Source organism: Rhizobium sp. NFR12, from assembly GCF_900108545.1.
Lineage (GTDB): Bacteria > Pseudomonadota > Alphaproteobacteria > Rhizobiales > Rhizobiaceae > Neorhizobium > Neorhizobium soli.
Genome location: NZ_FNWM01000002.1, coordinates 161418 through 187098 on the forward strand (window position 1 = coordinate 161418; position 25681 = coordinate 187098).

The 25681-nt window shown below is 56.7% G+C and carries 22 protein-coding genes and 2 tRNA genes; 15 read left to right on the forward strand and 9 right to left on the reverse strand.

From position 1 onward, the window contains the following. Positions 1 to 149 precede the first annotated feature (149 nt). From BLW69_RS08045 to BLW69_RS08085, 8 genes are all read left to right on the forward strand, one after another. Entirely contained in the window at positions 150 to 1406 is a 1257-nt protein-coding gene (locus tag BLW69_RS08045) for a PAN domain-containing protein (protein WP_244508780.1), read from the forward strand. A 118-nt stretch (positions 1407 to 1524) separates the two neighbouring features. Continuing rightward, positions 1525 to 3405: an NERD domain-containing protein gene (locus tag BLW69_RS08050; RefSeq protein ID WP_092661288.1), complete on the forward strand. Its 1881-nt coding sequence runs from the start codon at positions 1525 to 1527 to the stop codon at positions 3403 to 3405. Between the two features lie 94 nt (positions 3406 to 3499). Beyond that, the gene (locus tag BLW69_RS08055; protein WP_175487256.1) at positions 3500 to 4270 is read left to right on the forward strand and encodes an LEM-3-like GIY-YIG domain-containing protein; all 771 of its coding nucleotides are present in this window, start codon (positions 3500 to 3502) and stop codon (positions 4268 to 4270) included. Between the two features lie 166 nt (positions 4271 to 4436). Then, positions 4437 to 4721 (forward strand): hypothetical protein, encoded by a 285-nt coding sequence (locus tag BLW69_RS22915; RefSeq protein WP_210184909.1) that lies wholly within the window; start codon positions 4437 to 4439, stop codon positions 4719 to 4721. 289 nt (positions 4722 to 5010) lie between these two features. Further along, entirely contained in the window at positions 5011 to 5526 is a 516-nt protein-coding gene (locus tag BLW69_RS08065; RefSeq protein ID WP_092661290.1) for a hypothetical protein, read from the forward strand. A 550-nt stretch (positions 5527 to 6076) separates the two neighbouring features. Continuing rightward, the gene (locus BLW69_RS08075) at positions 6077 to 6511 is read left to right on the forward strand and encodes a hypothetical protein (protein WP_092661293.1); all 435 of its coding nucleotides are present in this window, start codon (positions 6077 to 6079) and stop codon (positions 6509 to 6511) included. After that, on the forward strand, positions 6498 to 7016 hold the full coding sequence (locus BLW69_RS08080) for a hypothetical protein (protein WP_092661295.1): 519 nt from the start codon (positions 6498 to 6500) through the stop codon (positions 7014 to 7016). Before BLW69_RS08075 ends, BLW69_RS08080 begins: the two co-directional genes overlap by 14 nt. A gap of 76 nt (positions 7017 to 7092) precedes the next feature. Next, positions 7093 to 7749 (forward strand): hypothetical protein, encoded by a 657-nt coding sequence (locus BLW69_RS08085; protein ID WP_092661297.1) that lies wholly within the window; start codon positions 7093 to 7095, stop codon positions 7747 to 7749. A 16-nt stretch (positions 7750 to 7765) separates the two neighbouring features. Here BLW69_RS08085 and BLW69_RS08090 read toward each other — a convergent pair. From BLW69_RS08090 to BLW69_RS08100, 3 genes are all read right to left on the reverse strand, one after another. Next, positions 7766 to 7855, reverse strand: a tRNA-Ser gene (locus BLW69_RS08090). A gap of 105 nt (positions 7856 to 7960) precedes the next feature. After that, positions 7961 to 8785: a DUF429 domain-containing protein gene (locus tag BLW69_RS08095; protein WP_092661299.1), complete on the reverse strand. Its 825-nt coding sequence runs from the start codon at positions 8783 to 8785 to the stop codon at positions 7961 to 7963. Beyond that, on the reverse strand, positions 8782 to 9741 hold the full coding sequence (locus BLW69_RS08100; RefSeq protein WP_092661301.1) for a DUF5655 domain-containing protein: 960 nt from the start codon (positions 9739 to 9741) through the stop codon (positions 8782 to 8784). Before BLW69_RS08100 ends, BLW69_RS08095 begins: the two co-directional genes overlap by 4 nt. A 131-nt stretch (positions 9742 to 9872) precedes the next feature. Between BLW69_RS08100 and BLW69_RS08105 the strand changes: the two genes are divergently transcribed. Genes BLW69_RS08105 through BLW69_RS08120 form a run of 4 tightly spaced genes read left to right on the forward strand, consistent with a single transcriptional unit; the run spans position 9873 to position 16361 of the window. Then, the gene (locus tag BLW69_RS08105) at positions 9873 to 11363 is read left to right on the forward strand and encodes a type I restriction-modification system subunit M (RefSeq protein WP_092661303.1); all 1491 of its coding nucleotides are present in this window, start codon (positions 9873 to 9875) and stop codon (positions 11361 to 11363) included. Continuing rightward, a complete protein-coding gene (locus tag BLW69_RS08110; RefSeq protein WP_092661305.1) occupies positions 11353 to 12594 on the forward strand; it encodes a restriction endonuclease subunit S in 1242 nt (413 codons plus the stop codon). The genes BLW69_RS08105 and BLW69_RS08110 overlap by 11 nt, the downstream gene beginning before the upstream one ends. A 7-nt stretch (positions 12595 to 12601) precedes the next feature. After that, the gene (locus BLW69_RS08115; protein ID WP_092661307.1) at positions 12602 to 15616 is read left to right on the forward strand and encodes a type I restriction endonuclease subunit R; all 3015 of its coding nucleotides are present in this window, start codon (positions 12602 to 12604) and stop codon (positions 15614 to 15616) included. A gap of 1 nt (position 15617) precedes the next feature. After that, positions 15618 to 16361 (forward strand): M48 family metallopeptidase, encoded by a 744-nt coding sequence (locus BLW69_RS08120; RefSeq protein WP_092661309.1) that lies wholly within the window; start codon positions 15618 to 15620, stop codon positions 16359 to 16361. Positions 16362 to 16504: 143 nt separating this feature from the next. Here the strand turns inward: BLW69_RS08120 and BLW69_RS08125 are convergent, their stop codons facing one another. Beyond that, positions 16505 to 17383 (reverse strand): metallophosphoesterase, encoded by an 879-nt coding sequence (locus tag BLW69_RS08125; protein ID WP_092661311.1) that lies wholly within the window; start codon positions 17381 to 17383, stop codon positions 16505 to 16507. Positions 17384 to 17407: 24 nt separating this feature from the next. On the opposite strand from BLW69_RS08125, the gene BLW69_RS08130 reads away from it, so the two are divergent. Further along, a complete protein-coding gene (locus tag BLW69_RS08130; RefSeq protein WP_092661313.1) occupies positions 17408 to 17968 on the forward strand; it encodes a hypothetical protein in 561 nt (186 codons plus the stop codon). Positions 17969 to 18674: 706 nt separating this feature from the next. Here BLW69_RS08130 and BLW69_RS08140 read toward each other — a convergent pair. The 5 genes from BLW69_RS08140 to BLW69_RS08160 form a co-directional block, all read right to left on the reverse strand. Further along, positions 18675 to 19424 (reverse strand): recombinase family protein, encoded by a 750-nt coding sequence (locus BLW69_RS08140; protein WP_092661315.1) that lies wholly within the window; start codon positions 19422 to 19424, stop codon positions 18675 to 18677. A gap of 272 nt (positions 19425 to 19696) precedes the next feature. Continuing rightward, the gene (locus tag BLW69_RS08145; protein ID WP_092661316.1) at positions 19697 to 20548 is read right to left on the reverse strand and encodes a DUF3102 domain-containing protein; all 852 of its coding nucleotides are present in this window, start codon (positions 20546 to 20548) and stop codon (positions 19697 to 19699) included. Between the two features lie 84 nt (positions 20549 to 20632). Then, positions 20633 to 21133 carry a hypothetical protein gene (locus tag BLW69_RS08150; RefSeq protein ID WP_139283824.1) on the reverse strand — a complete coding sequence of 167 codons (501 nt, stop codon included), beginning with the start codon at positions 21131 to 21133 and terminating at the stop codon, positions 20633 to 20635. A gap of 967 nt (positions 21134 to 22100) precedes the next feature. Beyond that, positions 22101 to 22247 carry a hypothetical protein gene (locus tag BLW69_RS22730; protein WP_174195674.1) on the reverse strand — a complete coding sequence of 49 codons (147 nt, stop codon included), beginning with the start codon at positions 22245 to 22247 and terminating at the stop codon, positions 22101 to 22103. A 624-nt stretch (positions 22248 to 22871) separates the two neighbouring features. Next, positions 22872 to 22945 (reverse strand) — tRNA-Gln (locus BLW69_RS08160). 223 nt (positions 22946 to 23168) lie between these two features. Here BLW69_RS08160 and BLW69_RS08165 point away from each other — a divergent pair. Both BLW69_RS08165 and BLW69_RS08170 read left to right on the forward strand, forming a co-directional pair. Beyond that, complete coding sequence (locus BLW69_RS08165; RefSeq protein ID WP_092661322.1) at positions 23169 to 24881, forward strand: Ppx/GppA phosphatase family protein; 1713 nt, start codon at positions 23169 to 23171, stop codon at positions 24879 to 24881. Continuing rightward, positions 24878 to 25681 carry an RlmE family RNA methyltransferase gene (locus BLW69_RS08170; protein ID WP_062579257.1) on the forward strand — a complete coding sequence of 268 codons (804 nt, stop codon included), beginning with the start codon at positions 24878 to 24880 and terminating at the stop codon, positions 25679 to 25681. Before BLW69_RS08165 ends, BLW69_RS08170 begins: the two co-directional genes overlap by 4 nt.

The following is a 25681-nucleotide window of genomic DNA, read 5'->3' on the forward strand; positions in this document are numbered from 1 at the left end:
TAGGATGCCCCCTTGAGGGGGCCAAGGATAATTCCGGCACGCCCTGTGTCCGTGACTGACCGCACTTCAAAGTTGATTTCCAGCCATCATCAGCCCTTGTTCCTTCGAAGCCGATGTAGTCTGATGGGCTCGGGTAAGGGTATCGTGTCATGGATGACTGGCTTAGAACTTTGTTCGCGAGCATTTTGCTATCGTCTGCTTGGATCTGTAGCGCGAGCGCTGCTGAGAAGGCGTTCGGCCCGTTTACGGTGGACGACGCCAAGCCGGATATCATCGCGCTCAATGGCGAGATCGACGTCAACTCCGGCCTGGCCTTTCGCCGATCGCTTCAAGCAGCACCGAACGCAAAACTTGTCACTCTCAACAGCCCAGGCGGCAATGTGCAGATGGGCTTGCTGATTGCCGACGATATCCACCAACGGAAGCTGGCGACCTACATACCGAAGGAGAGCAAGTGCTTCTCGGCGTGTTCGTTCGTGTTCCTCGCTGGTAACGAGCGGAAAGTCGACGGCGCGCTCGGCGTCCATCAAATTTCGTCTGACTCTCCTGACCTGGTCGGCGCACAGCTCGCTATTTCTGACATTATCGAGGTGCTCAACCGATTTGGGACGCCGATGGACGTGATGCAGGTCATGTTCAAGACGCCGCCGAACGACATGCACGTCTTCAGCCAGGACGAGGTTGAAAGATACAAACTTAACCGTGCAGGCGGAGAGCAATCATCGTCGCCAACCGTCGTTGATGTGCCGGTGCCGGCATCTGGTGCAGATACCAAGCCGACTGCTCAAGCAGCGCCTGTCGGGACTGAGGTTGCCTCGGCGACACCGCAGGCTAAACTATCGCCTCTCGAGGAATTCACCCGAAGGCCCAACCGCATCGCAATTTACACCGGCCTGGATCTATTCGGCGACGATATTTCGTTGATCAGAGTCGAGGAGGCTGGCGAGTGTGCGAAAAGCTGCCTAGCGATGAACGGGCAGTGCAAGGCCTTCACGTTTAATTCGAACCCGAAGATCAAGCGCGGACCGAACTGCTTCCTGAAGTCGAGCGCTGGTCGTGCTGACGGGAACAGCGTTGCCTTCTCAGGTCGCTTCCTTAGTGGATCCGATGCAGACCCTTCTCCTTTGTCGCTAGCGACGATCGATCCACTAACAGCCCTCCTTGATGACATCGATCTACCGGGTGGCGATCTCTCACGTCGACCTGATGCGGCGAAGAGCCCATTGGATTGTCGGCTCGCCTGCATCGACGAGAAGCGTTGTGTGGCGTTCACCTACATCAAGCCAAAGAAGGAATGCTGGCTGAAGGGGGCGATCGGCACTCCGATGTTTGGGAAGGGCATGGTGTCAGGGCTGAAGAAGTTTGAGACGTTCGCTCCAGCAAAAGTCATAAGCTTGGAGCAATGACACAGAGCGTCACAATAACGGGACCTAAGCATGGTCACCTGGGCTTCAGGCGTAGGAGAGGTCCCTCCACTACTGCGAGTGGGGTAGACGGTCGTCCTGCTGGGAGAGGGTGCGCCGAATGAATGAGAGGGTGATCTACCCAACCCGGACGGCATTATCGCATCTAAGGCAGCCCTTGACCGCGGGGGAGGAAAAGGTTTTCCATTTCTTCGATCAGCATCTACCCAGCGGATGGGAGATCTATATCCAGCCGCATCTGAACGGTTTGCGTCCGGATTTTGTGTTGTTGAACCCGAACGGTGGAATAGGAGTCTTTGAAGTCAAAGACTGGGATCTCAACGCCATGCGCTATTTCACAAAACCCGGAAGCTCTTGTATCGAACTCTGGGCTGAACGTGAGGGAAAGCAGTTTTGCATTCAAGGAAACGAACCAGTAACAAAGGTGAATCTCTACAAAAAGGAGATTTTTGATCTCTATTGTCCACGTCTCCAAACCGGAAATGGTTGGGCAGTGATAACTGCTGGTGTAATATTCCCTTTCGCTCGTTCTGATCGAATTCGGCAGCTCTTAGAGCCATTTCTGAAGTCATCCTCAGGTGATAGCTACGCTAAGTATCAACCGCTGAGCGGAATAGAAGAGTTGTCCTCTGGAGATATTCATTCAGTATTTCCGGAAGCGAAGCGCATCTCATCTAGAATAATGTCGGAAGAACACGCAAGTGACTTGCGCGGTTGGCTAGTAGAACCAGATTTCGCTTCAACTCATAGAATACCGCTCATGTTGGACCGTAACCAGCGCTCGTTAGCAGAAAGCCGGACGGAGACAGGCTATCGCCGGATCAAGGGACCAGCTGGATCTGGAAAATCGCTGGTGCTCGCTGCCCGTGCCGCCCGCTTAGCGAACGAAGGGAAGTCGGTTCTCGTCGCTACCTTCAATATCACACTTTGGCACTATCTGCGCGATCTGATCGTTCGCGGGCTGACTCATCCCTCCAGCATCCGAAACATTAGGTTCACCCACTTTCATCTCTGGTGCAAGCACGCTTGCTATGACGTCGGCTGGGCGAAAAGATATGACGATCTCTGGAAGGAGGGGCTTCAGAGTAGCATCCTCGACCTTGACCTTCCGCAACTCGCCGGGGAGGCGATTAATCAGCCAGGTGCTGCGAGGTATGACGCCATCTTCGTAGATGAAGGGCAAGACTACCACCCACTTTGGTGGAATGTGCTGCGACAAGCATGTGAGCCAGATGGTGAAATGCTTCTAGTTGCTGACGCAACACAAGACGTTTATGGCACCGCAAAAAGCTGGACTGATGATGTCATGACAGGTGCAGGCTTCACCGGCGGTCGTTGGGCCCAGTTAAGCGTCAGCTACCGAATGCCCCCGGACGCAATGGCGATTGCGCGAAGCTTTGCTCAAACCTTCCTTCCAAAAGAAAGCATCGACCTGCCCGAACTCGAGCAAGTGTCTCTCGACCTCTACCCCTGCAGTCTTCGGTGGGTGCAGTGCGGTCCACACAACGCCTCGCAGGTGTGCTCCGACGAAGCTGTCGCTTTGATGCGCCATACGGGAATCAACGGCTTAGCAAATGCAGATATTACAATGCTGGCTAGCGACAAGAAGGCTGGAGCACGTGTTGTGGAGCGTCTTCGGAAATATCGAGTCAAAGCGATCGACACTTTTGGTGCAGATCATCGGCGGCGGAAGATGGGCTTCTATATGGGAGACAGTCGGGTAAAAGCCACAACCCTCCACAGTTTCAAAGGATGGGAAGCGCGTCTTCTTATTCTATACATCACCGAAGCCTCACACTTGGAGAGCCTAGCGCTAGTTTATGCAGGGTTAACTCGTATCAAGCGAAGTCCAGAAGGAAGCTCGCTGACCGTCATTTGCTCTGCTCCCCAACTTGAGACCTTCGGCAGGAAATTCCCCGACTACTCCAACCTTTCGGCGCCTCAACTCGTTGAGCCAGGCCGAAGAAGACATGTTGAATGAGGGAGCGATCGTCAGCCCCATATCCGGCAAGAGCATGTGTGGAGGCCGAAGAAGTTCGGAAATTCACGCCTGCTAAAGCCATGAGTCGGGATCAATGATAGAAACATTCACTGAGGAAGTCTGTGAGCGGCTAGGGAATTACGTCTACCGGCTCATTGATCCGCGAAATGGCGAAACCTTCTATGTCGGCAAAGGCCGGAACAATCGCGTCTTTGATCATGCGGCCGGTGTTCCTGACGTGGCTGACGATGAAAATCAGACGCTTGGCTCAAAGCTAGATCGCATACGCGCAATAAAGAACGCCGGGCTTGAAGTGCTGCACGTCATCCATCGTCACGAGATACCAGACGCAGCAGTCTTCGAGGTCGAAGCAGCGCTCATCGACGCCTATCCTGGCCTCACCAATATCCAAGGTGGTCACGCGAGCAGCGACCGCGGCCCGATGAACCACATCGAGCTGCTGGACAAATATAGCCTTCCGGCGTTCCCTCAGAACCCCGAGCACAAGCTGGTCCTGATCAACATCAACAAGCTGGAGGACCGGTTCGACCGGCGAACGATCTACAATCTTGTGCGCTACTGCTGGCGCATTTCCAGGTCACGTGCCGAGGATGCTGACTACGTGCTCGCTGTTGTTCGGGGTGTGGTCGTTGGAGCATTCGAGGCCGGGCGCTGGATGCCGGCTACGAGAGAAAACTTCCCTGATATACCGTATGCAGATGGATCGGAAGCACATAGGTTGGGCTTTGTCGGGCAGGATGCGCCACTAGAGATCTGGGATCTATATGTTGGCGCCAGAGGGAAGCGGATCACTTCACCGGACCTCAAGCACGTGCAAAACCCGATCCGTTTCTGGAACTGCTGAACATGGCCGATCAACCAACGCTAAGCCAAGTTCAGATCATCCAGTCACTGGCTGAAGCCCTCACTTGGTTTGAAAAGGAGATCACCTGGGGGGCAGCCCTGGAGAGCTCAACCATCTGACGGCCCGCATCGGCGAGCTTTACGCGGCGATGATCACCCGGGGACAGATGGCTTTGGACACAATTCAACAAGGTTACGATGTCGTGTCCGCGTCCAATGAGCGAATTTCCGTCAAGACCATCACATCATCCACCCATGCCGCGTTCAGCCAGAGCACATTTCACCACGTAGACCGAGTGATGATTTTCCGCGTGAACATCGATGATGACAAGGGTGTATCAGTCGAAGAGCTTTTCGACGCACCGGCAGCAGACGCTGCAGAGCTGATGCGAGAAGAGTGGAAAGTTCGTCTATCCGGTAAACCGGGGATCTCGCGAAACACGAGCGGTTGAGTCGCTAGAGATAACTGACAAGGCTACTTACGCTGATTTCGAGATTGTCAGATATGAAAGCGGCGCCATTCGGATCTGCCGAAATGGTGAGGAGCAGCCAGTGGTTGTTAAGGAGGTGCTTCGGTTGGTTGCGACCGAAGTTGGCGTGGACCTGCTGAATCCGAGGGGCGGACTGAAGAATACTGAGCAATTAGGCGCCGACGTGATTCGGGCTCTGCTTCTCCGAAGCATGCATCAGACAGACCGAGACAATCCGTCGGGCAGTTTAGCATTTGGGGCAGGTGAGTAGATGACGGTAATCAACCACGAGCGATCTGTTTTGAAGCTGATCGACGATCTTAAGAAAGAGCGGTCAACTTCCGATGACAAAGGTCCGCGCCTTCCGGTCAAGAGAAGACATCGACCTCATGAAGAGAAAGAGGCTATACATAGAGAGGCCATCGAGTGCCTGCAGCATGTTCTCAAGCATCGAAATGTGAATGTAGTTGCGAAGTTCCTCTCGAAGGAGATGTGCGCTAGACATCAGCCAGCGCTTAAAATGTGGTTCTTGAGGTTTGGCCCGGTAGAGTTCACTAAAGATGATACAATTGTCTTCTCTCGGAAACCGAAAGCTTCTTTCAGCGCAGCTCTAGAGGAGCCGTTCTGGAAGTTTGAGATAGAAAGGCAGCAACATCCATTTGATTTCGTTGAAGAGCTTAGGAAACTTGTTGAAAGGGCGGACCGTAAGCGCGTCCGGCCACTCCCAGGTGATAAAATTGATCTGGAGGCGCTTTCCAAAGCTCGTGAAGTCCTTAGAGGCAGATAGTTTTCGATCGAACACGCACTGGGCGGCGAAAGTCAGCGAGAATTCCTACGGGGCAGAGGAACTCCAGTTGACCTAGTTGCACCCGACTAGTTTCTCGCACAAATTGCTCCGCAAGCATGGTGACCAAGGGCGTTGAGTCGAGCATGAATATTTTTGAAGCAAGCCAGACGCTCCGTCGGGTTGAAGAGGTGATGACGGACTTGCTTCTTTGCGAGTTACTGGGGACGAAGCCGCAGTTCGTTGCTGATCTATGTCGTCACCTGAACTTACAACAATACAAAAGTGTCTCGAGCATCCGGAGAAGCGTCCACGAGACATCTCTAGGAGAGACTGACGTTGAGGTCATTCTCGATGCTGGCGCCGACAGAACAGGCCTACTCGTCGAGAACAAGGTGCGGGCGGTTCTAATGCCTGACCAGCTTGGCCGCTATCGCCGCAGAGGTGAAGACGGCCGGCGAAGAGGCTCGTGGACGCGATACTTTGTTGCTGTCTTTTCGCCTGCGAGTTACCAAGCCTATATGGCTGACAGCGCTTTAAGATGGAGAAGAGCTTGAAGATTGAGATGCGCGCCCAAGACATTAGGAAGCGTGCGCAAATCCTTTACGAGGGGATAAGCCCACCTGTTGCAGACGAGGCAAGCACCGATGATCCTTCTAACATCGCCTGGTGGAAGAGCCACCCGCAGCCTGAAGGCTCAAACTCAAACCGGCAGATTGCGGCAATGATCCTTTACTGCGAGGTTGGGCAGCGCTCGAAGCCATCGTTACCGCCAGCCACCTTCCCTGCTCGTTTTGATTGTGAAGGCGGTAAATCGCTCAGGCCCGACAAAGCGATAATCAAGGTATTCCTAGAGGAAAAGCTCATAGCCGACCACATGCTTGGATCACAGCTAGTCTTCTCGTTGACCGGAGCTGGCGAAGCTTATCACGAGGCAGCTGTTTCTAAGCTGATCTCGCCGACGAAAGGCGCTCATGAACATCGATAGGCTGCTGGACGCGATCCCTTTAGCAACTAAGGCAAAGCGAGATCAGATGCGGGAGAACGCGCACACGAGGCTAAAAACGGGCGATCCTTCGCAGCAGAAGGCAGCTCGGCACCTTTTGGAAGCCTTAGACGCTCGGGAAACGCTCGAAACGGAGGCTTTGAGGGTGGAGTTGAGCAGCCTTCATCTTGATGAACGGGTTGTCAGGGCCTTCGCTGTGCAGCCGATGACGGCGAACGAGAGGGACCTGATCAAAGTTTTGCTCGATCACCCAGGCTCAACCTCCTCCGAGCTAACGCGGCTGCTTGGTTGGAAAGCCCAAAGCTGGCATCTGCACTTCGGGATGATGTGCGCCAAACGAGCTCCTTACCTGTGGCCGGCACCTGACGCTGAGCATCGTGATGGCAAATTTTATTCAGGAATTCTAGCGGATCTGCAGGAACCCGGAAACACGTTCACCATGAAGCCAGAGGTTGCTGCGGCCTTCGCACAACTAGGTCTTCGCTAGCTACGGCTACTGATGGATTCCTTTGGGGCTAGGTCGCCATGCATATAGTCCGATCCACTGAGACGAAAGGCCGATTATGGAAGTTGAATTGCGTCACTATGGTGTTGATGAGCATAGACGCCGCTTCGCAGCTTGGACTGCGGCCACGGCTGCGCGGTCGTCTAAGAATTGTCGCTTCACCAGACAGCAAGGTATCTTCATCATTGAGCGCTCGGGACTTTCGAAGCTCACCGGTTGGCAAGACCTTCCATTGGCTAAAGATTTTGACGACGCTCACAGCGAACTAAGGATGGCAGTTCTAGAGACATCGAGGGATGTTTTAGGCTCCTCGCGCGAAGGCTTTACACATGGCGTCGCAGCTAAACTCATAAACGTATACTTGAAGTGTCTCTTCCTAACCGGTCCAGAGGCTTGGTCTGACGCCAGCATGCAGGAGAAGGCGAATGCTCTTCATCCGCCGATAGATCGCTTTTTGCTTGGCAACCTCGCGGTCCGAGACGTCGGCGGGCGGGCAGGGTTCTGGCGAAAACAATTGCGAATAGGATGGTCCAATTTCAATTCCGAAGACTATCAAAGGACCATCGACAACATCCGCTATGTGACGTCCGGCGCCTTGTGGACCATCGAGCAATATTGGCTGATGCCAAGCCTCAGTGCCGCGGTTGTGGCCCGAGCCAATCTAGAGACTGACGACGGAATCGGAAATTACTCGCGGCTGCCGGCAAAGCCTTAGGGCCGAAGGATCACGATGGCGGAGAGGGTGGGATTCGAACCCACGATACGGTTGCCCGTATGCCGCATTTCGAGTGCGGTGCTTTCGACCACTCAGCCACCTCTCCGCTTTGCTGGTCGGCGCATTTGATGCGCGGCTGTCTCATAGCGGCGAAAAATCGGGCTGGCAATTTGTCTATCCAACAACGGCAGTGTGGCCGAGGCGTGCCTGCTCAAGAGAGAGGAACACCTCGAAGCTTTGCAGCAGCAATCAGTCGCTCATGAATGCCACCGATTGCCGGCGAAATCATATAGCCAGTTTGTAGATCGCCGATCATCACTGATTGATCTCGCGGAGCCACCAGCCAATGCAGTCCGATCAGCCCGCAGATCAATGCGTCAAGTCTGTCTTGATCCGCCTTCCTTGGAGTCTCGTGGCTCGCCAACACCGAACACCATTCTTCCATATGCCGCAGCGAGTTCGACAAGCCAAAGCGCATCGCAGCTTCTACAACTGCCTGCCAGTCACTGAGCTTGAAGCGCTTTAGGTTGGCGGGATTGTATTTTGGGGCCGCAAGCCGTGAACAGAAAACGCGTTCGATCGCTGCAAGTGCCAGCGCTGGGAAGACTTCCAGCAGAAAGACGCCGCTTGATGCTGCTCGTGCCAACTCGGGATCCTCTGCCGCACCCAAAGCCTGCTTGAAGGTCCAGATTGGCGCAGCGTCATCGAACATACCTATTTTCGCCCGACTTGCAGGCTGGACGCCGCCTCCAATCCACGAGATCAGCGATCCTGCCACTTTATCAACGGGACGCGAGCCGGTGAGGTTTGGGACTATGGTCGGCTGATCCAGTGCCACGAGGCACTTACGAGCATCCTTGCGCTCGTTCTCGATGACTTTCAGAGCCTCCGCGAAGGAGGCGAGCCGAGGGGCGAGATGTAAATGCGGACCGTCGACGCCTACGCGAATGACACAGATTGCACCTGGGGCCTTCGGATTGTCGGTCCAGGCTGAGTCGAAGCCGACAATTGAGTCGAAGTCTGCCCGCAAGCTCATCCCGCCTCGTAGGCTTGGCGCAGGAGCGACTGCGCTCTTTCGAAATCCGCCATTGATTTAAGCGTCACCTGAAGATCGCCGGTTCCGAAGTGCCCAACACCTCGCACATCGCGAGTAAAGCCCTCCTCCAGATCAAGGCCCAATGGGCTCAACTTGAGGAATAACGTCACTGTTCGGGCTTGAGGGTAAATTTCCATGCAGACGAAGTTCTTCAATCGCTTGAAAGCCGTATATAGCTTTAGCTCTTTGACTTGGACATCGTCCCCCAGGCCGAGGAGGAATTGATAGACCGCATCGTAGATATCGCGCAGCTCTGATGACGACTGGGAAAGCCGGTAGCTCATCCGCTGACTTAGATAAGGATCGGCTTCCCGACCCAACTCAGCTGTTCGCTCGGGCTGCCCGCTGGCTTTCGTTTCCGGCACCGTCTTCGTTGACGCCGATCTGGCAGTCTTCGGCGCATGCACCAGCTCCAGCATCAACAGATCTTCGCCGAAGCGCCGATAGCGTATCAGTTCGATGTTGCGAGCAATCTGCTTCACCGCATGTTCGTCATAGCGGGTAAAGTCACCGGCAATGCAGATCAGCCGCGGCGCCGTCCACTCGACGGCATTGGCCGCCTCGGGTCCCAGCTTCTCCATCACCATCCACTGGAATTCCTTGCGATGGTCGAGCAGCCAGTCGAGATAGAACAGGCCCTGGTTGATGACGTTCTCATTCACCGACCGCTTGTATTCGATGATAACCGGCGAATTGTCCTCATCCAGACCAAGCGTGTCTATGCGGCCGCCATGCACGGGACCGGTGGAGTGCTCGGTCGCCAGGAAACGGATGCCGAGCAGCGCGTCGAGATTGGCCTCGAACAAGACTTGGAGAGATTTCTCTACCTGCATGGCGCTGCCGGGAAGCTCGGTCAGCTGAGCATCTCCGAAATGAAACAGTTTGATATCGCTCAAGATTCACCTCGGGTGTGACCGCAGATTGCGTTTCAAATTTCTATTCGCTTTGTTGCTCTTGTCCAGATAATTTGGCGACGCGCGGTGATTGCTATGTATCGGCCCGCGGCTGTGGTGAGGGATAAGCATAGATGACGACGTTGAGCCTGGCGCAGCTGGAAAACCATCTCTGGCGGGCGGCGGATATCCTTCGGGGATCGATCGATTCCGGCGATTACAAGCACTACATTTTCGGTCTTCTGTTCTTCAAACGCCTCTCGGATGTCTGGGAGGAGGAGTATGAGGAGCGGCTGGCGCGCTATGGCAACAGTGAGATCGCAGCCGATCCGGAAGAACATCGCTTCGACATCCCCAAGGGCCATTTCTGGAAGGATGTGCGCAAGCACACGACCGATATCGGCACGCATCTGAACGCCGCCTTCCGCGCCATTGAAGACGCCAACATGAAGCTGCGCGGCGTCTTCCAGGATGTCGATTTCAACAACAAGGAGCGCTTTCCGGATGCCATGCTGGAAAAGCTGCTGCAGCATTTCGAGACCTATCGCCTGCGCAACTCCGATGTCGAGCCGGATGTGCTGGGCCAGGCCTATGAATACCTGATCGCGAAGTTTGCTGATGATGCCGGCAAGAAGGGTGGCGAGTTCTACACGCCAAAGATGGTCGTGCGGCTGATTGTCGAGTGCCTGAAGCCGGAAGAAGGTATGTCGATCTATGACCCCACCTGCGGCTCGGGCGGCATGCTGCTGGAGGCGGTGCATCACTTGGAGCGGCAAGGCAAAAACCCCAAAAGCCTGTCGCTGTTTGGCCAGGAGCGCAACCTCAACACCTGGGCCATCTGCCAGATGAACCTGTTTCTGCATGATATCGACGATGCGCAGGTGGCGCGTGGCGATACACTGCTGGAGCCAAAACACCTGACGGGCGATAGCGTCAAAGCCATCCGCACGTTTGACCGGGTGCTGGCCAACCCGCCGTTTTCGCTGAAAAGCTGGGGCCATGATGTTTGGTGGAAAGGCGATGCCTATGGCCGCGACCGATATGGCTGCCCGCCGAAGTCCTATGGCGACCTTGCCTTCGTGCAGCATATGGTGGCGAGCCTGAAGGCAGATGGCATCTGCGGCGTGGTGCTGCCGCATGGCGTGCTGTTTCGCGGCGGCGCGGAGGGCAAGATCCGCGAGGGTCTGATCAAGGATGATCTGGTGGAGGCCGTCATCGGCCTTGCGCCCAACCTGTTTTATGGCGCGGGCATTCCGGCCTGTATCCTCATCCTGCGCAAACAGAAGCCGCTCGCGCGCAAGGGCCAGATCCTGATCGTCAACGGCGCCCAACAGTTGGTGGATGGCAAGAACCAGAACCATCTGTCGGAGGGCAATGTCGCCACGCTGGCAAAGGCCTATGGCGATTTTGCCGATGTGGACCGGCTGGCGCGGGTGGTGCCGGCAAGCGAGATCGAGGGAAATGACTTCAACCTCAATATCAGCCGCTATGTGCATCTGGGTGAAGAGACGGCTGAAGTGGATGTCGCTGTCGAGGTGGGAAAGCTGTTCGAGCTTCAGACTGAGCGGGATGCGGCAGAAGCGCGGATGATGGGCTTTCTGCGGGAGCTTGGCTATGTCGCGTGAGGTGTCGGCGGGGTGGGATTTTACCGACTTCAATAATATCGCATCTGACGTGTCGATAAGAAATCGCGGTCGTGATCAGATCCCGGTTCTGAGCGTCACCAAATACAATGGCTTCGTCCCTTCTGAGGAATATTTCCAGAAGAAGGTGTTTAGCGCAGACACCGAGAACTACAAAATCGTCCGGAAAGGTCAATTTGCTTACGCGACGATTCACCTCGATGAGGGCTCAATCGATCGTCTCACTCGTTTCGACGCGGGTCTAATCAGCCCCATGTATACCGTGTTTGAGATTGACGAACGTCAAGCGGATCCAGACTTCATTCTGCGTCTTTTAAAACTCTATGCCATGAAAGGTCATTTTGATGCGCTTGGCAACGGAGGCGTCAATCGCCGTAAGTCGATCTCGTTCTCCACTTTAGGAAAGCTCTCGATTCCTCTCCCCCCGCTCCATGAACAGCGCCGTATTGCCGAAATACTATCCAGCGTCGATGAGGCCATCGCGGCAACGCGGGCGGTGATCGAGCAGACCAGAAAGGTCAAGCAGGGCGTGCTGGAACGCCTTCTCACAAAAGGCATCGGCCACACGCGCTTCAAGCAGACGGAGATCGGGGAGATCCCGGAGGGGTGGAAGGTTGTTGAACTCATCGATGCAAGTAACGCGGTAACAGTGGGTATCGCTTCTTCAGCGACGCATGCCTATCGAGCCGACGGCATACCAATGTTGAGGAATCAGAACATCAAAGCCGGCATTCTTGACCTGTCAGACCTCTTGTTTGTTTCTCCTGAATATGACGCGGAAAATGCGTCCAAGCGTGTGAAGACTGGAGACGTTGTATCAATGCGGACAGGGTATCCCGGTCGCTCTGCGGTAATTCCTCCTGAACTCGACGGCTGCCAGACTTTCACAACACTTGTCACGAAGCCCAAACAGTCTTTGATGAATTCTGATTTTTTGTGTGCTTGGATCAACTCTGATGGCGGCATGAAGCAGGTGCGCAGACTACAAGCCGGAGGCGCTCAGCAAAACCTAAATGCTGGCATGTTAAAGAAGCTGTTGGTTCCTCTGCCGCCCTTGCCGGAACAACAGCAAATTGCGTTGAGCGCGCAGGATTTGCTGTTCGATGAGGAGCAAGGAATTGGTGCCCTGATTGGACTAAAATCCGCCCTGATGTCCGACCTCCTCACCGGCCGCAGGCGCGTCACAGACGCCCTGCCTATGGCAGCGGAGTGAGCGCCCCATGAGCCACGGCCCCGAATGGCATTTTGCCGAGCGCCCGACCATCGAGCATTTGAAAGCCATGGGCTATGGCTTCGTGGCGCCGGCGGAGCACACTGCGTTGCGCGAGGGCGAAAACCAGGTTCTGTTTCGCCCACAGTTGATCGCGACGCTGATGCGCATCAACGGCATAGACCGCGCCTCTGCCGAGGCCGCCTATGGCGAGCTTGCGGCAATCAGCGACAACCAGGCCTGGCTGAAGGTGCTGCGCGGCGATTATGCCCGCAAGGTCAACGGCCAGGAGACGCGGCAGACGCTGCGGGTGATCGATTTCCTCGAACCTGGCAACAACCAGTTCTCCGTGACGCATCAGCTGCGAGTGAAGGCTGAGAATACGCGCAAGCCCGATGTCGTGGTCTATGTCAACGGCATTCCGCTTGTCGTGATCGAGGCGAAAAGCCCGCTGAATGTGAAGGACAAGACCGGCGAGGCGTTCGAGCAGATCCGCCAATACGAGCAGGATATTCCGCGCCTGTTCTGCTCCAATGTCTTCAATATCGTAACAGACGGCGCGCTGGTGCTTTATGGCGCCACCGGCTCCGGCTCCAAATATTTCGCAGAGTGGCGCGACCCATGGCCGAACGTGGAGGCTGACTTTCCCGACACGCTCGCAAAAGGTCTCTGGTGCCTACTGGAGCCGAGCCGTCTGCTGGACCTGATCGCGCACTACGTCGTCTTCGAAAAGACAGAGACCGGCACGATCAAGAAGATCTGCCGCTACCAGCAGTTCCGCGCAGTCAACCGCATCGTGGAGCGCGTGATCGAAGGCAAGCACCGACAGGGGCTGATCTGGCACACGCAGGGCAGCGGCAAATCACTGACCATGGTGTTTGCCGCGCTGAAGCTGAAGACGCACCGGACAATCCAGTCCGAGGCGCTGACCAATCCGAACATTCTCGTGCTGACCGACCGGGTGGATCTGTATTCCCAGATCAGCGGCACCTTTGTCGCCTGCGGGTTGCCGAACCCGACGCCGATCGAAAGCATCAAGGACCTGCTTGCGCTGATCCGCAGCGGCAAGGACGGGCATACGGCGCTTTCCACCATCTTCAAGTTCCAGGGCTCGAAGGAGGCGATTGCGAATTCCGAGAACTGGATCGTGATGGTGGATGAGGCGCACCGCACCCAGGAAAAGGATCTCGGCGCCTATCTACGCGCGACGCTCCCCCACGCCCGCTTCTTCGGCTTCACCGGCACGCCGGTTAAGAAGGACGACAAGAACACCTACGAGAACTTCGGGGTGCAAGGAGAAGGCTATCTCGACAAATACGGTATCGACGATGCCGTTGCCGACGGCGCGACCGTGCCCATCTATTATACCGGCCGTAAGACCGACTGGCATATCGACGAGGCGAAGATCGACATCCTGTTCGACACCTGGTTTGCCGAGCTGGACGATGACAAGCTGAACGAGATCAAGAAGCGCGGTCTGCAGATCGAGGATCTGGTCAAGCATCCTCGCCGCGTCGAGCTGATCGCCTACGACATCTGGACGCATTTCAAGCAATACGCCCGGCCTGATGGATTCAAGGCGCAGATCGTCGCCATCGATCGGGAGGCGGTGATCCTTTACAAGCAGGCGCTGACCAAGGTGATTGCTGAGGATCTGCAGGCCGAGGGCATGCAGCCTACCGAGGCGCTGGCCCGCGCCGACGCCATGTCGGCATGCGTCTATTCCATCAACCAGGAAGACAGCAAGCCAAGCGAGGATGCCCACAAGCAGGCCATTCGCACCGCACTGAAGGCGCATTACTTGGATGCCGAGGCGGAAAAGCTGGCGAAGAAGGCATTCGGTCGCAAGGGCGACGACCCGCAGTTCCTGATCGTCTGCGACAAGCTGCTGACCGGCTTCGATTGCCCGATCGAAAGCGTGATGTATCTCGACAAGCCGCTGAAGGAGCACGGTCTGCTGCAGGCGATTGCCCGCACCAACCGCGTTTCTGACGCCAGGAAGCGCAACGGGCTGATCGTCGACTATATCGGCGTCTCCAGTCATCTTGAGGAAGCGCTTTCTTCCTACCGCGCCGATGACGTGAAGAACGCCATGCGCGACCTGGACGATCTGCGCAATCAGCTGCGGGCCTCGCATTCTGCCGTGGCAACCGTGATGAAGCCGCTGAAACGCAAGGCGAGCGACAAGGACTCGCTCAAGGCGGAATATGATGCCTTCGTTAAACTGCTGGGCACCGAGGACAAGTGGTTCGACTTCAAGGCCAGGGCGCGCAGCTTCATCGCCCTTTATGAGACACTGAGCCCTGACCCTAGCGTTCTCGAGTTCACCGCTGATCTGAAGTGGGTCGCGAACTTCCTGCTCTATGGCACGCAGCACTTCGAAAAGCGCCAGGCTTTCGACCAGATGAATTACAGCGAGAAGATCCGCGAGATGCTGGAGAAGCATCTGGAAGCGACGGGTCTCAGCGTCACTGTAAAGCTGCGCCACATAACCGATCCGGAATTCTGGGAAGATTTCGATCCTGATGGCAAGACCGAGGAAGATCTGATGACGGCGGCGATCCGCAAGACGACGGAGCTGCGCAAGACCGTCACGGAGCGGATTGACGATAGCCCGCATCAATATGGCAAGTTTTCCGAGCGCCTGCGCCAACTTCTGGAAAAGCTCGAAGGTGCCCAGCTCTCCTGGTCTGAAAAGCTGAAGGCAGCCGAAGAGCTGGCCAAGGACATAACGGCAGAGGATGCCGCTCATGTCGAGGCAGGCCTGTCTCCTGGCGCCTATGGCATCCTGCAGATCCTCAACGGCTTCACCTCGGGGACGGAAGGTGAGGATCTGGCGATCCGGCTGGAAGGTCTATACACCAATCAGGCAACAGCACCGTTCGGCTGGTGGCAGAAAGATGGTCTGCGCAGGAGCTTGCGCCAGCAGGTGCGCTTCATGGCGCATGAAGCCGGCCTGAAGCAGCTCAAGGAGATCCCGGAAGAGGTCGAGGCTTACGCGCTCAAGCATTTTGCGAGGCAGTGACATGGCCGTCTATCGCATCGGCGAACGCGAGATCGAATACACTCTGCGGCGATCACCCAAGGCTCGGAAAGCCAGTCTCAGCGTCACGCCAAAATCCTTTGAGCTTATCGTGCCGGAGAGTGCCACCGAAGAGCAGATTAGCGCCGTGCTGGACCGCCGGCGTGCCTGGATCATCGAAACAGTGCAGCACATGGCTGAACGCGCCAAGGCTCAGACCCGCGTCTACCAGTTCGTCACCGGCGCCAAGATCCCCTATCGCGGGCGGATGACGAGGCTCACCATCGAGCCCTTCGACGGCTCCCTGGTCGAGGTCACCTTCCGCAACGGTTTTCAGATCCGCAAGCCCACCGATCTATCACCGGCGTCGTCCGACAGCATCATCGAGAGCGCACTCAGGCTGTGGCTAAAGCGCCGTGTGAGGGACGACGCTCGCGATTTTGTCCGCAAGCATGGCGAGCGCCATGGGCTGAAGCCGCGGGGCGTGCAGATCAAGGACCAGAAGCACATGTGGGGCAGCTGCGGCCAGGACCGCCAGATCAATCTCAATTGGCACCTAGTCTTCGCACCGAAACCTGTTCTCGAATATGCCGTCGTCCACGAAATGTGCCATCTGATGCACCGGAATCACGAGCAGGAATTCTGGGACCTCGTGAGGCGTGTGCTGCCGGACTGGCAGGAGCGCAAGGCCTGGCTCGACAAGAACGAGCACATGCTGGGTTGGCAGAAGGTGGAGCCGTCGGTCTAGTGCTCGGCGTGCGCTCTTTGACTCGAGGATGGTCACTGGCTGGCACGGCGATCGCAAGTGTCGCGTCGCAGCTCTTCACGGATCCAAGGCTCCAGCCTTGCCTACGGCGAACGGACGCGACTGCCGGGCCGATGGCAATGACTTCAAAGCTTAATAAGGTTGCGGTCCGTTAACGCACTCTCACCTTGCCACAGATAAACACACGGCGTTGCCGGATAGTCGATCGAAGATGCGCGAGGAGAGTCGATCGCGGGAAGTCCAGCCATCTTGTAGTGTCCCACAAGCACGGGTGGCGCATCCATGGCATACATATCCTGCTTGAGTTCGCTAGGCAGGTCGCCCGCCGGTAGCTCATCAACAAATGGGACCGACAAAGCTGCTTTACGCCAAGTCAGGGCGTTAGAGCGCCACCAAGCGAGGCGGACATGATTTCGTCGATGGTGACGACTATCGGCGAAATCGTATCCTGGCGGGAGGACAGCTTCAGGTCCACTCAGGATCTTTTCCACTGCTTGTCCAAAAGGCGATGACTTCTGGGCTACCTCTTGCAGATCTTCGCGCCGAAGTTTGCCATCCGGTCGGCGAGCCGCGATAATCGAGATAGCGGGGTCACTCCAACAAGCATGAACGAGCCTCACGCCCTTAAAGTCTATCCAGAGAGGAAGGGTCAGAAACCATTCAGTCCATTCCAGTGCTTCCGGGGTGCACGCGCCGAATTGATCTAGAAAGGTCCTATGCTGATTACAGTTCTTGTTCGAATGGGCTCGAAGAGGATTCCCGTCGTTTCCGAGTGTGTGGAACAGGATCGCATTAAGCTCATGATTCCCCATAACGCCGATCGCTCGTCCACTATCTATCAAAAGACGAGCTTGCATAAGGACAGCTAGGTCGTCCGACTTGCCTGCAGGGTTCCCATCAATCAAATCACCAAGAAAGGCCACTTGGTCAAATGGGGCTGACACCTTCAGGCTTCTGTTCAAACGATCGACATCGGCGTGGATATCTGGGATGATATTTAGCATTTATTTTCCGAGGAAGTGGCAAGCGTGGAATCTGTATCTGAGCAGTCGATCGGGGTGTTCATTGCTATCCTAACGATTCTGATCACAGGAGCGCAGTTTTTTCTTTCTTGGCTGTCCGGCCGACGACAACGCGACGCGGAACTAACGACATGGGCGCACCAGGTTATTGAATCATTGGCAGAAATTGAGACCGCGTGCTTCCCGATCTCTTCGGGCACTGTCTACTCGCCGAAAGAGTGCGAAATCCTGAGTTACAAAGCGAGCGCTCTAGTCGATAAGGGTAGGCTGTTCTTTCCTAATGTAGTCGACAGAAAGAGTGGTAGAGAAGACGAAGGAACTCGGGTCAAGATTTTGGATCAGGTCCTGAAAGCTTGTTACGCAGCGCGCTATTTAGCAGCCGAGAAACCTATCGATCGGGAGAAACTACGAGCGCATATTTGGGCTGCCCGTAAAAATTTTACGATCCTTGTCCAAGCAGAAATGGGCAAATCAATGCGGAAGTCACCTCGCGACCAGGCTGGCGAACATATCCCTACCGATCCCGGTAGCTGGGGCGAAGCTCGAAGGCAGCTGAAGTTGCCCTGAACTGCGCTTAACTAGGGCCTTACCTGAGGTGGGATGGTAGTGACCGATTGGACCTGGTGCAGCTACCGTTGACTTGAGATCTCCCCTCAGCGGTTCCTGTGCTCAACCGCAGAAGATCGCGACTGACCTCGCCTTCCCAGCGCACCGGCCGGTATTGCGCATCCTCTGGACCTACAGGGGGTGTAGTAGCGATAAGGATCAACCATTTCTCCAATGAGGTATAAGGGGCGGAGGGATTGTATTTGACAACCATGTCGTCGACTTCAATTTCATTGACAACCGATGTAGCTGCCCGGCAGCCATGGCGATCGACTGCGGCTTCTCCAGCCAGGCCGCGGTGAGAAGATCCGAAATTGCCGTTCGCGTGTTGACGCCGGAGAGATCGCCGACGTCGTTTCAACTGATAGCGACAGCTGATTTCTCCTAAAACTCCTCGGAGGCCGGCGCATTGCGCTCGGTGGGCATCACCCATGTGCAGGATCCATATGCCAGATGGTGTTGGCTGGCGTATAGAAGCTCATACGCCGCGTCGGCTCTGTTCAACGTTGAACTTCCTGGGCATGGACCTGCCGAGCGCCAGCGAGTCGCTCCGTCGGGAGGTGGCGGTCGTATGAGTGGTGAACGCCACGTCCGACTTCATGGACAGAAGTCCAGAGGCATCCCGGAAGAGAAAGGGCGAAGCTGCCTCTGTAACTGGCCAATTGGCTCAGAACCTGCCGAAGTTAGGGTCGCGCCGGTAATCCGTCGTCGTCGACGTCCGCAGGACCTCCAGAGCTGCCCTGTGGGGCTTACGGAGCGCCGCTGCACTCCAAGGCTTGCCACGGCTGGTCTTTAAGCCTAGCCCGTTCAGTGCATTCACCAAGGCCGGCACGGAGAGATCCTGCCAGCTATGCTGCAGGATGGTCGAGGCAATCTCGTTGACCTTCTCCTCAGCCCGGCGCTTGTTTGACTCTGCCCCGAGCTTCTGAGCCTCCGGAAGATTGGTCCTGTTCCCGAGTTTAACGCCCTCAGCCTTTTTCCTGTCGAGGACGAGCCTGGTCCGCTCAGAGATCTGATTGCCTTCATACTCGGCCCGTGCAGCGCGGCTGGCAAGCACCAAAGGGTCGCTGGTGCGCTCGTCGGAGACGGATACGATCGCAACCTTCCGTTCGCGCAATATGTGTTCCACGGTCTTGGTATGCCGAGACAGCCGATCGAGACTGTCTACGAGGAGATCGACGTTGTTCTTTTGTGCGAATTCCAATGCCTTGTTCAGGCCCTCCCGGCGCGCGAGGTTTTCGTCACCTCGACCGCTTGCTACATCCTGGAACCACTCGACGATCTCGACGCCAGAGGCATCAGCATAAGTGCGGATAGATGCACGTTGAGCTTCAAGCCCGATGCCTACTTCTCCCTGCTGATTGGTCGATACGCGAATGTATGCGACTGCCTGTTTAGACATGCGGTAGGTGACCATGTGCTATACTCGATGATGTTATGGGTGTGACCAAGACTATACGACCCCTTTTAGAAGTAGTCAGATCTTGGGGCGTGTGAGCAACTCTAAATGGGAGCTCGGATTGCCGGCGTTTGTCGCAGTCTCTTCCGCGGATGCATACGGCCAATCCCTAGGATCGCTGCCGTTCCCCGACCCGGCATCGCGCTACAAGATGCAAGGGTCGGCTTGGCTAGGACGTTACTCGCGGACCAACCATCAGCGGGTAACGGTATGCGCTGGGGCTCGGTTACTCACGTTTCGGAGAGAGCCGCCCTCAACGCTGCGAACTCGGTGTTCAGGATCGCGTCGCGTATAACGTTGAAGTGGATGCCTAGGCGCTTCTTCAAGTGCTCGGCAATGCTTTTAGCGCGTTGCTCATGCCGGGCATCGACAAGCAGATGAGCATCTGCTTCCACATTATGGTCCTCGTTCGCCATCTCCTCGACCATCAATGCTTGAGCGTCTGGAGCTTGAGCTTGCATATCCTCAGGCTTAGAGGCTTCGTAAAGGATCAAAGCATTATTGGGCGGCGCGACTTCGTCATAGTTACGCTTCCGGCGAGCTTCGGCCTTGGTCGCGGCGATCTCTTTCTCGATCCGCTTGTGGTCGGGTTTCTCGCCCCGCTTGACCTCATCAATCACCGACTGCCTGAGCTCATCCGGCGTGCTCTTTGCCGCAAGCTTATACACCGTTGATTGAGGCAAAGCATCTATAACCTGGGGCGTGGCGCCGAAGGCGGTGGCTAAGGTCATGTAGTTCTGTGCGGTCCGCTCCTTCCACCCAAAATGGAACTCCAGCCACTTGCCGAACTTGCCGTGACCTAGCTCCTTCTTGACATTGAGGAGTTCCTTGCCAGTCTCAAGGGTGTGCACCTTAAGGCGATTCCGGATACGCTTGGCGGTCGCTTCCGCCTCTTTTGCAACCTCGTCTGAAACCCCGGAATAGTCGAAGGCGTAAACCTCAGCAGACTTACGCTTTGCCTTCGGCACCGCTACGACATTGTCGGCCGACGGAGGCAGCTGTTCTTCGGTGGGGGCGGCGGGCGACGCAGTGAGATTGAGTTCTGTCAACTCAACGCCATTGAGCCGGGAATAATAGGTCATCGAATAGCTCCTTTGATAACTGGCCACCGCAAAACCGCAACCAATGCGGTTCTGGCGTGTCGCTCACGTGGTTGAGACGGGGACCTAGCCCGCCGCCCTGGTCGAAGGGAGGGTCCGTCTGACGCGCTTGTTGAGGTTGTGACGCATCTTTTTCAGAAGCTCCAATTCATCCAATGCGGCCTTTGAGTTCGGACCGGTAAGACCGGACTTTTTGACCTCCTCGATCCGAGCCTCGATCTCGCTCCGCTTGAAATCGGAGATGTCGTGCGCCAGCGTTGCGACCACGTCCTCCAGCAGGCTGAGGACCAGCTCGGCTTTGCCAAGGGAATTGAAGGCTGCGGCTTGGTCGTCTTCATCGATCTCAGATGGATCCAGCGGTTCGATCCCATCGTCCTGGCCAAAGTCCCACCATTTGCTGCCGAGAATAAGGAAGTGGGCTCCGAATCCAGTGCGTTTGTTCTCCCGGCAATATTCGGAAAACGCCTCCTTAAACACCGAAGCATTCAGCGCTCGCTCCAGCGCCAATTGCCTTACTCGTTCCCGTTTCCGTGCCTCTCGCTTATATTCGGCCCAACTTTTTCGCATGTCCGTCTCCTTTCGTTGGACGGACAATGTCCAAGTGCGTTGGACATCTCAAGTCCAATTGCATGTCCAACGGATAGGAGCGTTTGTGCTTAAGTTTAAGGCGATAAGCGAACGGCTTCGGGTAGTGAGGTGAGAGGGGGTATAGCTTAGGGCCACTATTCGAGCGTCAGCGGAGTTTTCAACTCGAAAAACTTAGGCGGCCGATCCTTTGAGATCGCTACCGTCCCAATCTCTGTTCCAGGCCAAGTCCTTGATTCATAAAAGGACTGGCGCTTTTTTATCTAGTTGGAGCTGCCGGGGATGGCAAAACAAGATAACTCAGCGCATATAAAAGAAGCTCGCCGGTCTACAGCGAGCAAGCCTTTCTTTAACCAACCGCTTTCGGCCCCTTCGTCGGCCGCTCGCCAAATCGGCGGTTCTGAAATATTGTGACGAGATTGCGTATTGTGGATGCACAGCTTCGATGCCAGGCACCCTCCTCGGCCCACGCCTCCCCGGTCGCGCCTCTCGCCCTCCATGTATCGGCGATGCTTTCCTGCGAAGCCGCACACTTCTCCCACGATGCCGCTACGCCGGATAGTAGTTCGCCAACCGCTTCCTTGGAGGCAAAATACATCACATCCTCCATTACCTTTAGCAGAGCGTCGGCTCCCTCTTGCTGATGGGCGCTGGGGCCCCGATCTACCAATCGCGCATATTCAATGAATCTTGCTGCGACCATCCATGCTTCACCCTTAGACATTCCAAATACAATGAGTGACATGTCATTGTTATCGGCGTCCTTGGAACGCTTTCGAGTAGAGCCGTTGATAGTGATACTTGGCAGTTCTTTGTCGCCTGACACAACACCGTCGCGGCGAACCTTGGGCGCTCCCACCGCGGCGTTACCGCGCAAAGTCCTGTATTGTTTTGACTCCCCGGTTCCAGCACTTGAACCTGAGCCATATCCTGACCAAAGAAAGCGCACTCACTTGCCTTTCTGATAAATCAAAACATAGGCCAATACCGCAACATCAAGGAGTGCTAGCCCAATCGCTATCTCCATCTGGCCAAGCACTGCGAGGAGAACGACCGCTCCTGTGAGAGTGATGTTTGCGGTCCACTTCTTACTCATCGAAATAGATTCCTTTCAAAATGTCGGGTGTGCTTACTCTGGAAGCATTAATGGACCGTTGGCACACTGCAGTTTTTGAGCAGTATGCCGGGCCACCTTCATCCCTCTATTTGAGCCCCGGTGGCACACTGAGCGCCTGGCTGAAGGCCTTGGGGAGCAACTTCGTAGCGATTTCCACACGTTAAATGGGTTCTGCCCGCCTAGTGCTGTTGCGGAATGGATCGCCTTGGGAAAGAGCAAGCGCGCGCCGACATACTCGCCACTAACGACTTCCAGGAGTCCGAATGTAAGGTAGTGCGACATTTCGAGCCTGGGAGAGGGCCTACGTTGCGAACCTTCGTCCGGAGACGAGAGATGTGTGAGGGAGCGATGCGATCGGTGTTGGTCGCGGAGAGGCATCGAAACGGATCAATGCGCGTTGCTGTCAGGTAATCACAGTCGGAGATGATGGTGAGGGTGGTTCCAGACAGAATCCGCAAAAGCTCACGGGAGCCATAAAGACGACCCATGTTGTTTTGCCACAGTCGATCTCAGCAATGATCCGGGAACATGATGCGGAAAACTGTTCCGGTTGCCTCTAGGGTCGTCCTGTTAAGTGATTGAATAATAACGGAAACGAAGAATTGGCTGGGGAACCTGGATTCGAACCAAGATTAACGGAGTCAGAGTCCGTCGTTCTACCGTTGAACTATTCCCCAGCAGGAAAAGCCTTGTGGCTCATCGGTGTGCGGCGCTTATAACCAAACACTTGGCGCTTGCAAATACCCTTTGTGAAAAAAATCGACATCATTTTTGGTCCTGCTTGCCGCGCCCTAAAAAGCCGTTGGCGAATGCGCCTGAGGCTGTTATCTTCAGGTCAACGAAACGATCAGACGCCAGCTGCATGCTTCAAAGTGTTGCGCGGCGAGATGGACTTATAAAGTGATGAACCCCGATAGCGGCGGAAAGCCGCCGGAAGGCGGGGCGTCGGCGGAACTGCGCAGGGATGTCAAGAACTCCCGGCGCCGCAAGGCGAAGCGAAACGGCAAAGACCGTGACGCGGCGTCGATGGCGCACGCAAACCCGGCTGAAAAGGCCGGCCAGCCCGGACGCCCGCACGGCATGAAACCGGATGGCGGCACGTCCGACGGCGGGCGGCCAGAGCCGGGCTCACCGCATCCGCGCAAGCGCAAGCGCCGTCGCTCCCGTTCGCGCTCCGCGGTCACGGAGAACTCCGCACATGCGCCGAATCCATCTGCGGAGAGTGGCGATCGACCGATTGGTGCTGATGCGTCGGCGGGCGAAGGCTTGCGCGGTGACGCGAAGCCGGTCGGAAAGCAGCCGCGCCAGCAGGGCCCGCAGCAGGATCGCAATCAGAGCCGCAAGAAGAAGCGTGCCGGTCGGGGCCCGCAGGGTCGGCCGCTGACGCAGGCCAAGCAGGGACCGCTGGTCACCGCCAAGACGGTTTCGGCCGCAGGCCATGCCGGTTATGCGGCGCTCGGGCATGAAAGCCATGGTTCTCCCGGCGCCGACAAGTTCGCAGGCTTCCGCGACGAACTCTATGCAGCCCTTGATCTCGGCACCAACAATTGCCGTCTCCTGATCGCCCAGCCGACGCGGCCGGGCCAGTTCCGGGTCATCGACGCGTTTTCGCGCATTGTCCGTCTGGGCGAGGGGCTGGCTGCAAGCGGTCGCCTGTCGACGGAAGCGATGGATCGCGCCGTCGATGCCTTGCGCGTGTGCGCGTCGAAACTTGCGCACCGGCCGATCCGCCGCATGCGGCTGATTGCCACCGAAGCCTGCCGCGCTGCCGAAAACGGCGAGGCATTTCTGGCGCGGGTCACTGAGGAAACCGGGCTCGAGCTCGAAATCATCGATCGCGAAACCGAGGCGCGGCTTGCCGTGTCCGGCTGCTCGTCGCTGGTCGGTCGCGAGGCCCGCTCCGTCGTGCTGTTTGATATCGGCGGCGGTTCGTCTGAAATCGCGGTCATCCGCATCGGCGACAGCCGCTCGTCGCGGCTCGCCAACCACATTACCCACTGGACCTCGCTGCCGGTCGGCGTCGTGACGCTGTCGGAACGCCATGGCGGCCGTGATGTCACGCCGGCCGTCTTTGCCGGCATGGTCGATGAGGTCGAGGGCATGCTGTCGAAGTTCGATTGCCCGCCGATCGGTTCCCCGCACCAGCAGGGTGCCGAGGACTTTCATCTGATCGGCACATCCGGCACGGTCACCACGCTTGCCGGCGTCCATCTCGATCTGCCACGCTACGATCGCCGCAAGGTCGATGGTCTCTGGCTGTCGGATTCCGAGGTTTCCGCCATGCAGGCAAAGCTCCTGTCATGGGATTTCGCCGGCCGCGCCGCCAATGCCTGCATCGGTCCTGACAGGGCCGATCTGGTTCTTGCCGGCTGCGCCATCCTCGAAGCGATCCGCCGCCGCTGGCCGAGCCAGCGCATGCGGGTTGCCGATCGCGGGCTGCGCGAAGGTCTTTTGACGGATATGATGGCTGATGACGGTGTCTGGCGCCGCGGCAGGGGACGAAGGTTCGGCCAGGGGGCAGGCAGCGGTTCAGGCAGTGGTTCAGGCCAGGGCCACAATCAGACACACAATTCGGGCCACGGGCAGACGCAGGAAACGGGACGCAAGCAATGACGAAACCATCCGTTGGCGGCAACCGCACCGGTCGCAAGCTTGGCCAGAAGGTCAAGAAGGGCAAGCTGAAGGCGTCTTCACGCCGCTGGCTGGAGCGCCATATCAACGATCCCTATGTCCAGCGCGCCAAACTCGAGGGTTATCGCGCCCGTGCGGCGTTCAAGCTTCTGGAGATCGACGAGAAGCACCAGTTGCTCAAGGGCGCGCGCCGCATCATCGATCTGGGTGCAGCCCCCGGCAGCTGGTCGCAGATCGCCGCCAAGGTCACCGAATCCAGCGATGACGATATGCGCGTCGCGGCGATCGATTTTCTTGAAATGGCGCCGCTTGCCGGCGTCAAGATCCTGCAGCTCGACTTCCTCGATGACGACGCGCCGCGCCAGCTGATGGAAGCGATCGGCGGCACGCCGGATGTCGTCCTGTCCGATATGGCGGCACCGACCACCGGTCACCACCGCACCGACCACCTGCGCACCATGCATCTGTGTGAAGTCGCCGCGCATTTTGCCGTCTCGGTTCTGGGCGAGGGCGGACATTTCCTGGCGAAGACCTTCCAGGGCGGCACCGAGAAGGACCTTCTCGACATGCTGAAGAAGAATTTCAAGCAGGTCATCCACATCAAGCCCGGCTCGTCGCGCCAGGAATCGGTGGAAATGTTCCTGCTTGCAAAACACTTCAAAGGTCAGGCCCACAGGCTCGCCAACGAAGCGGCCGGCGACCATCCCGGCGATGATGCAGCAGACGAAGCACAGGATGATCCGCGGGAACAGGCGGGCGACGAGGGCTTCGGCCGGGACTGA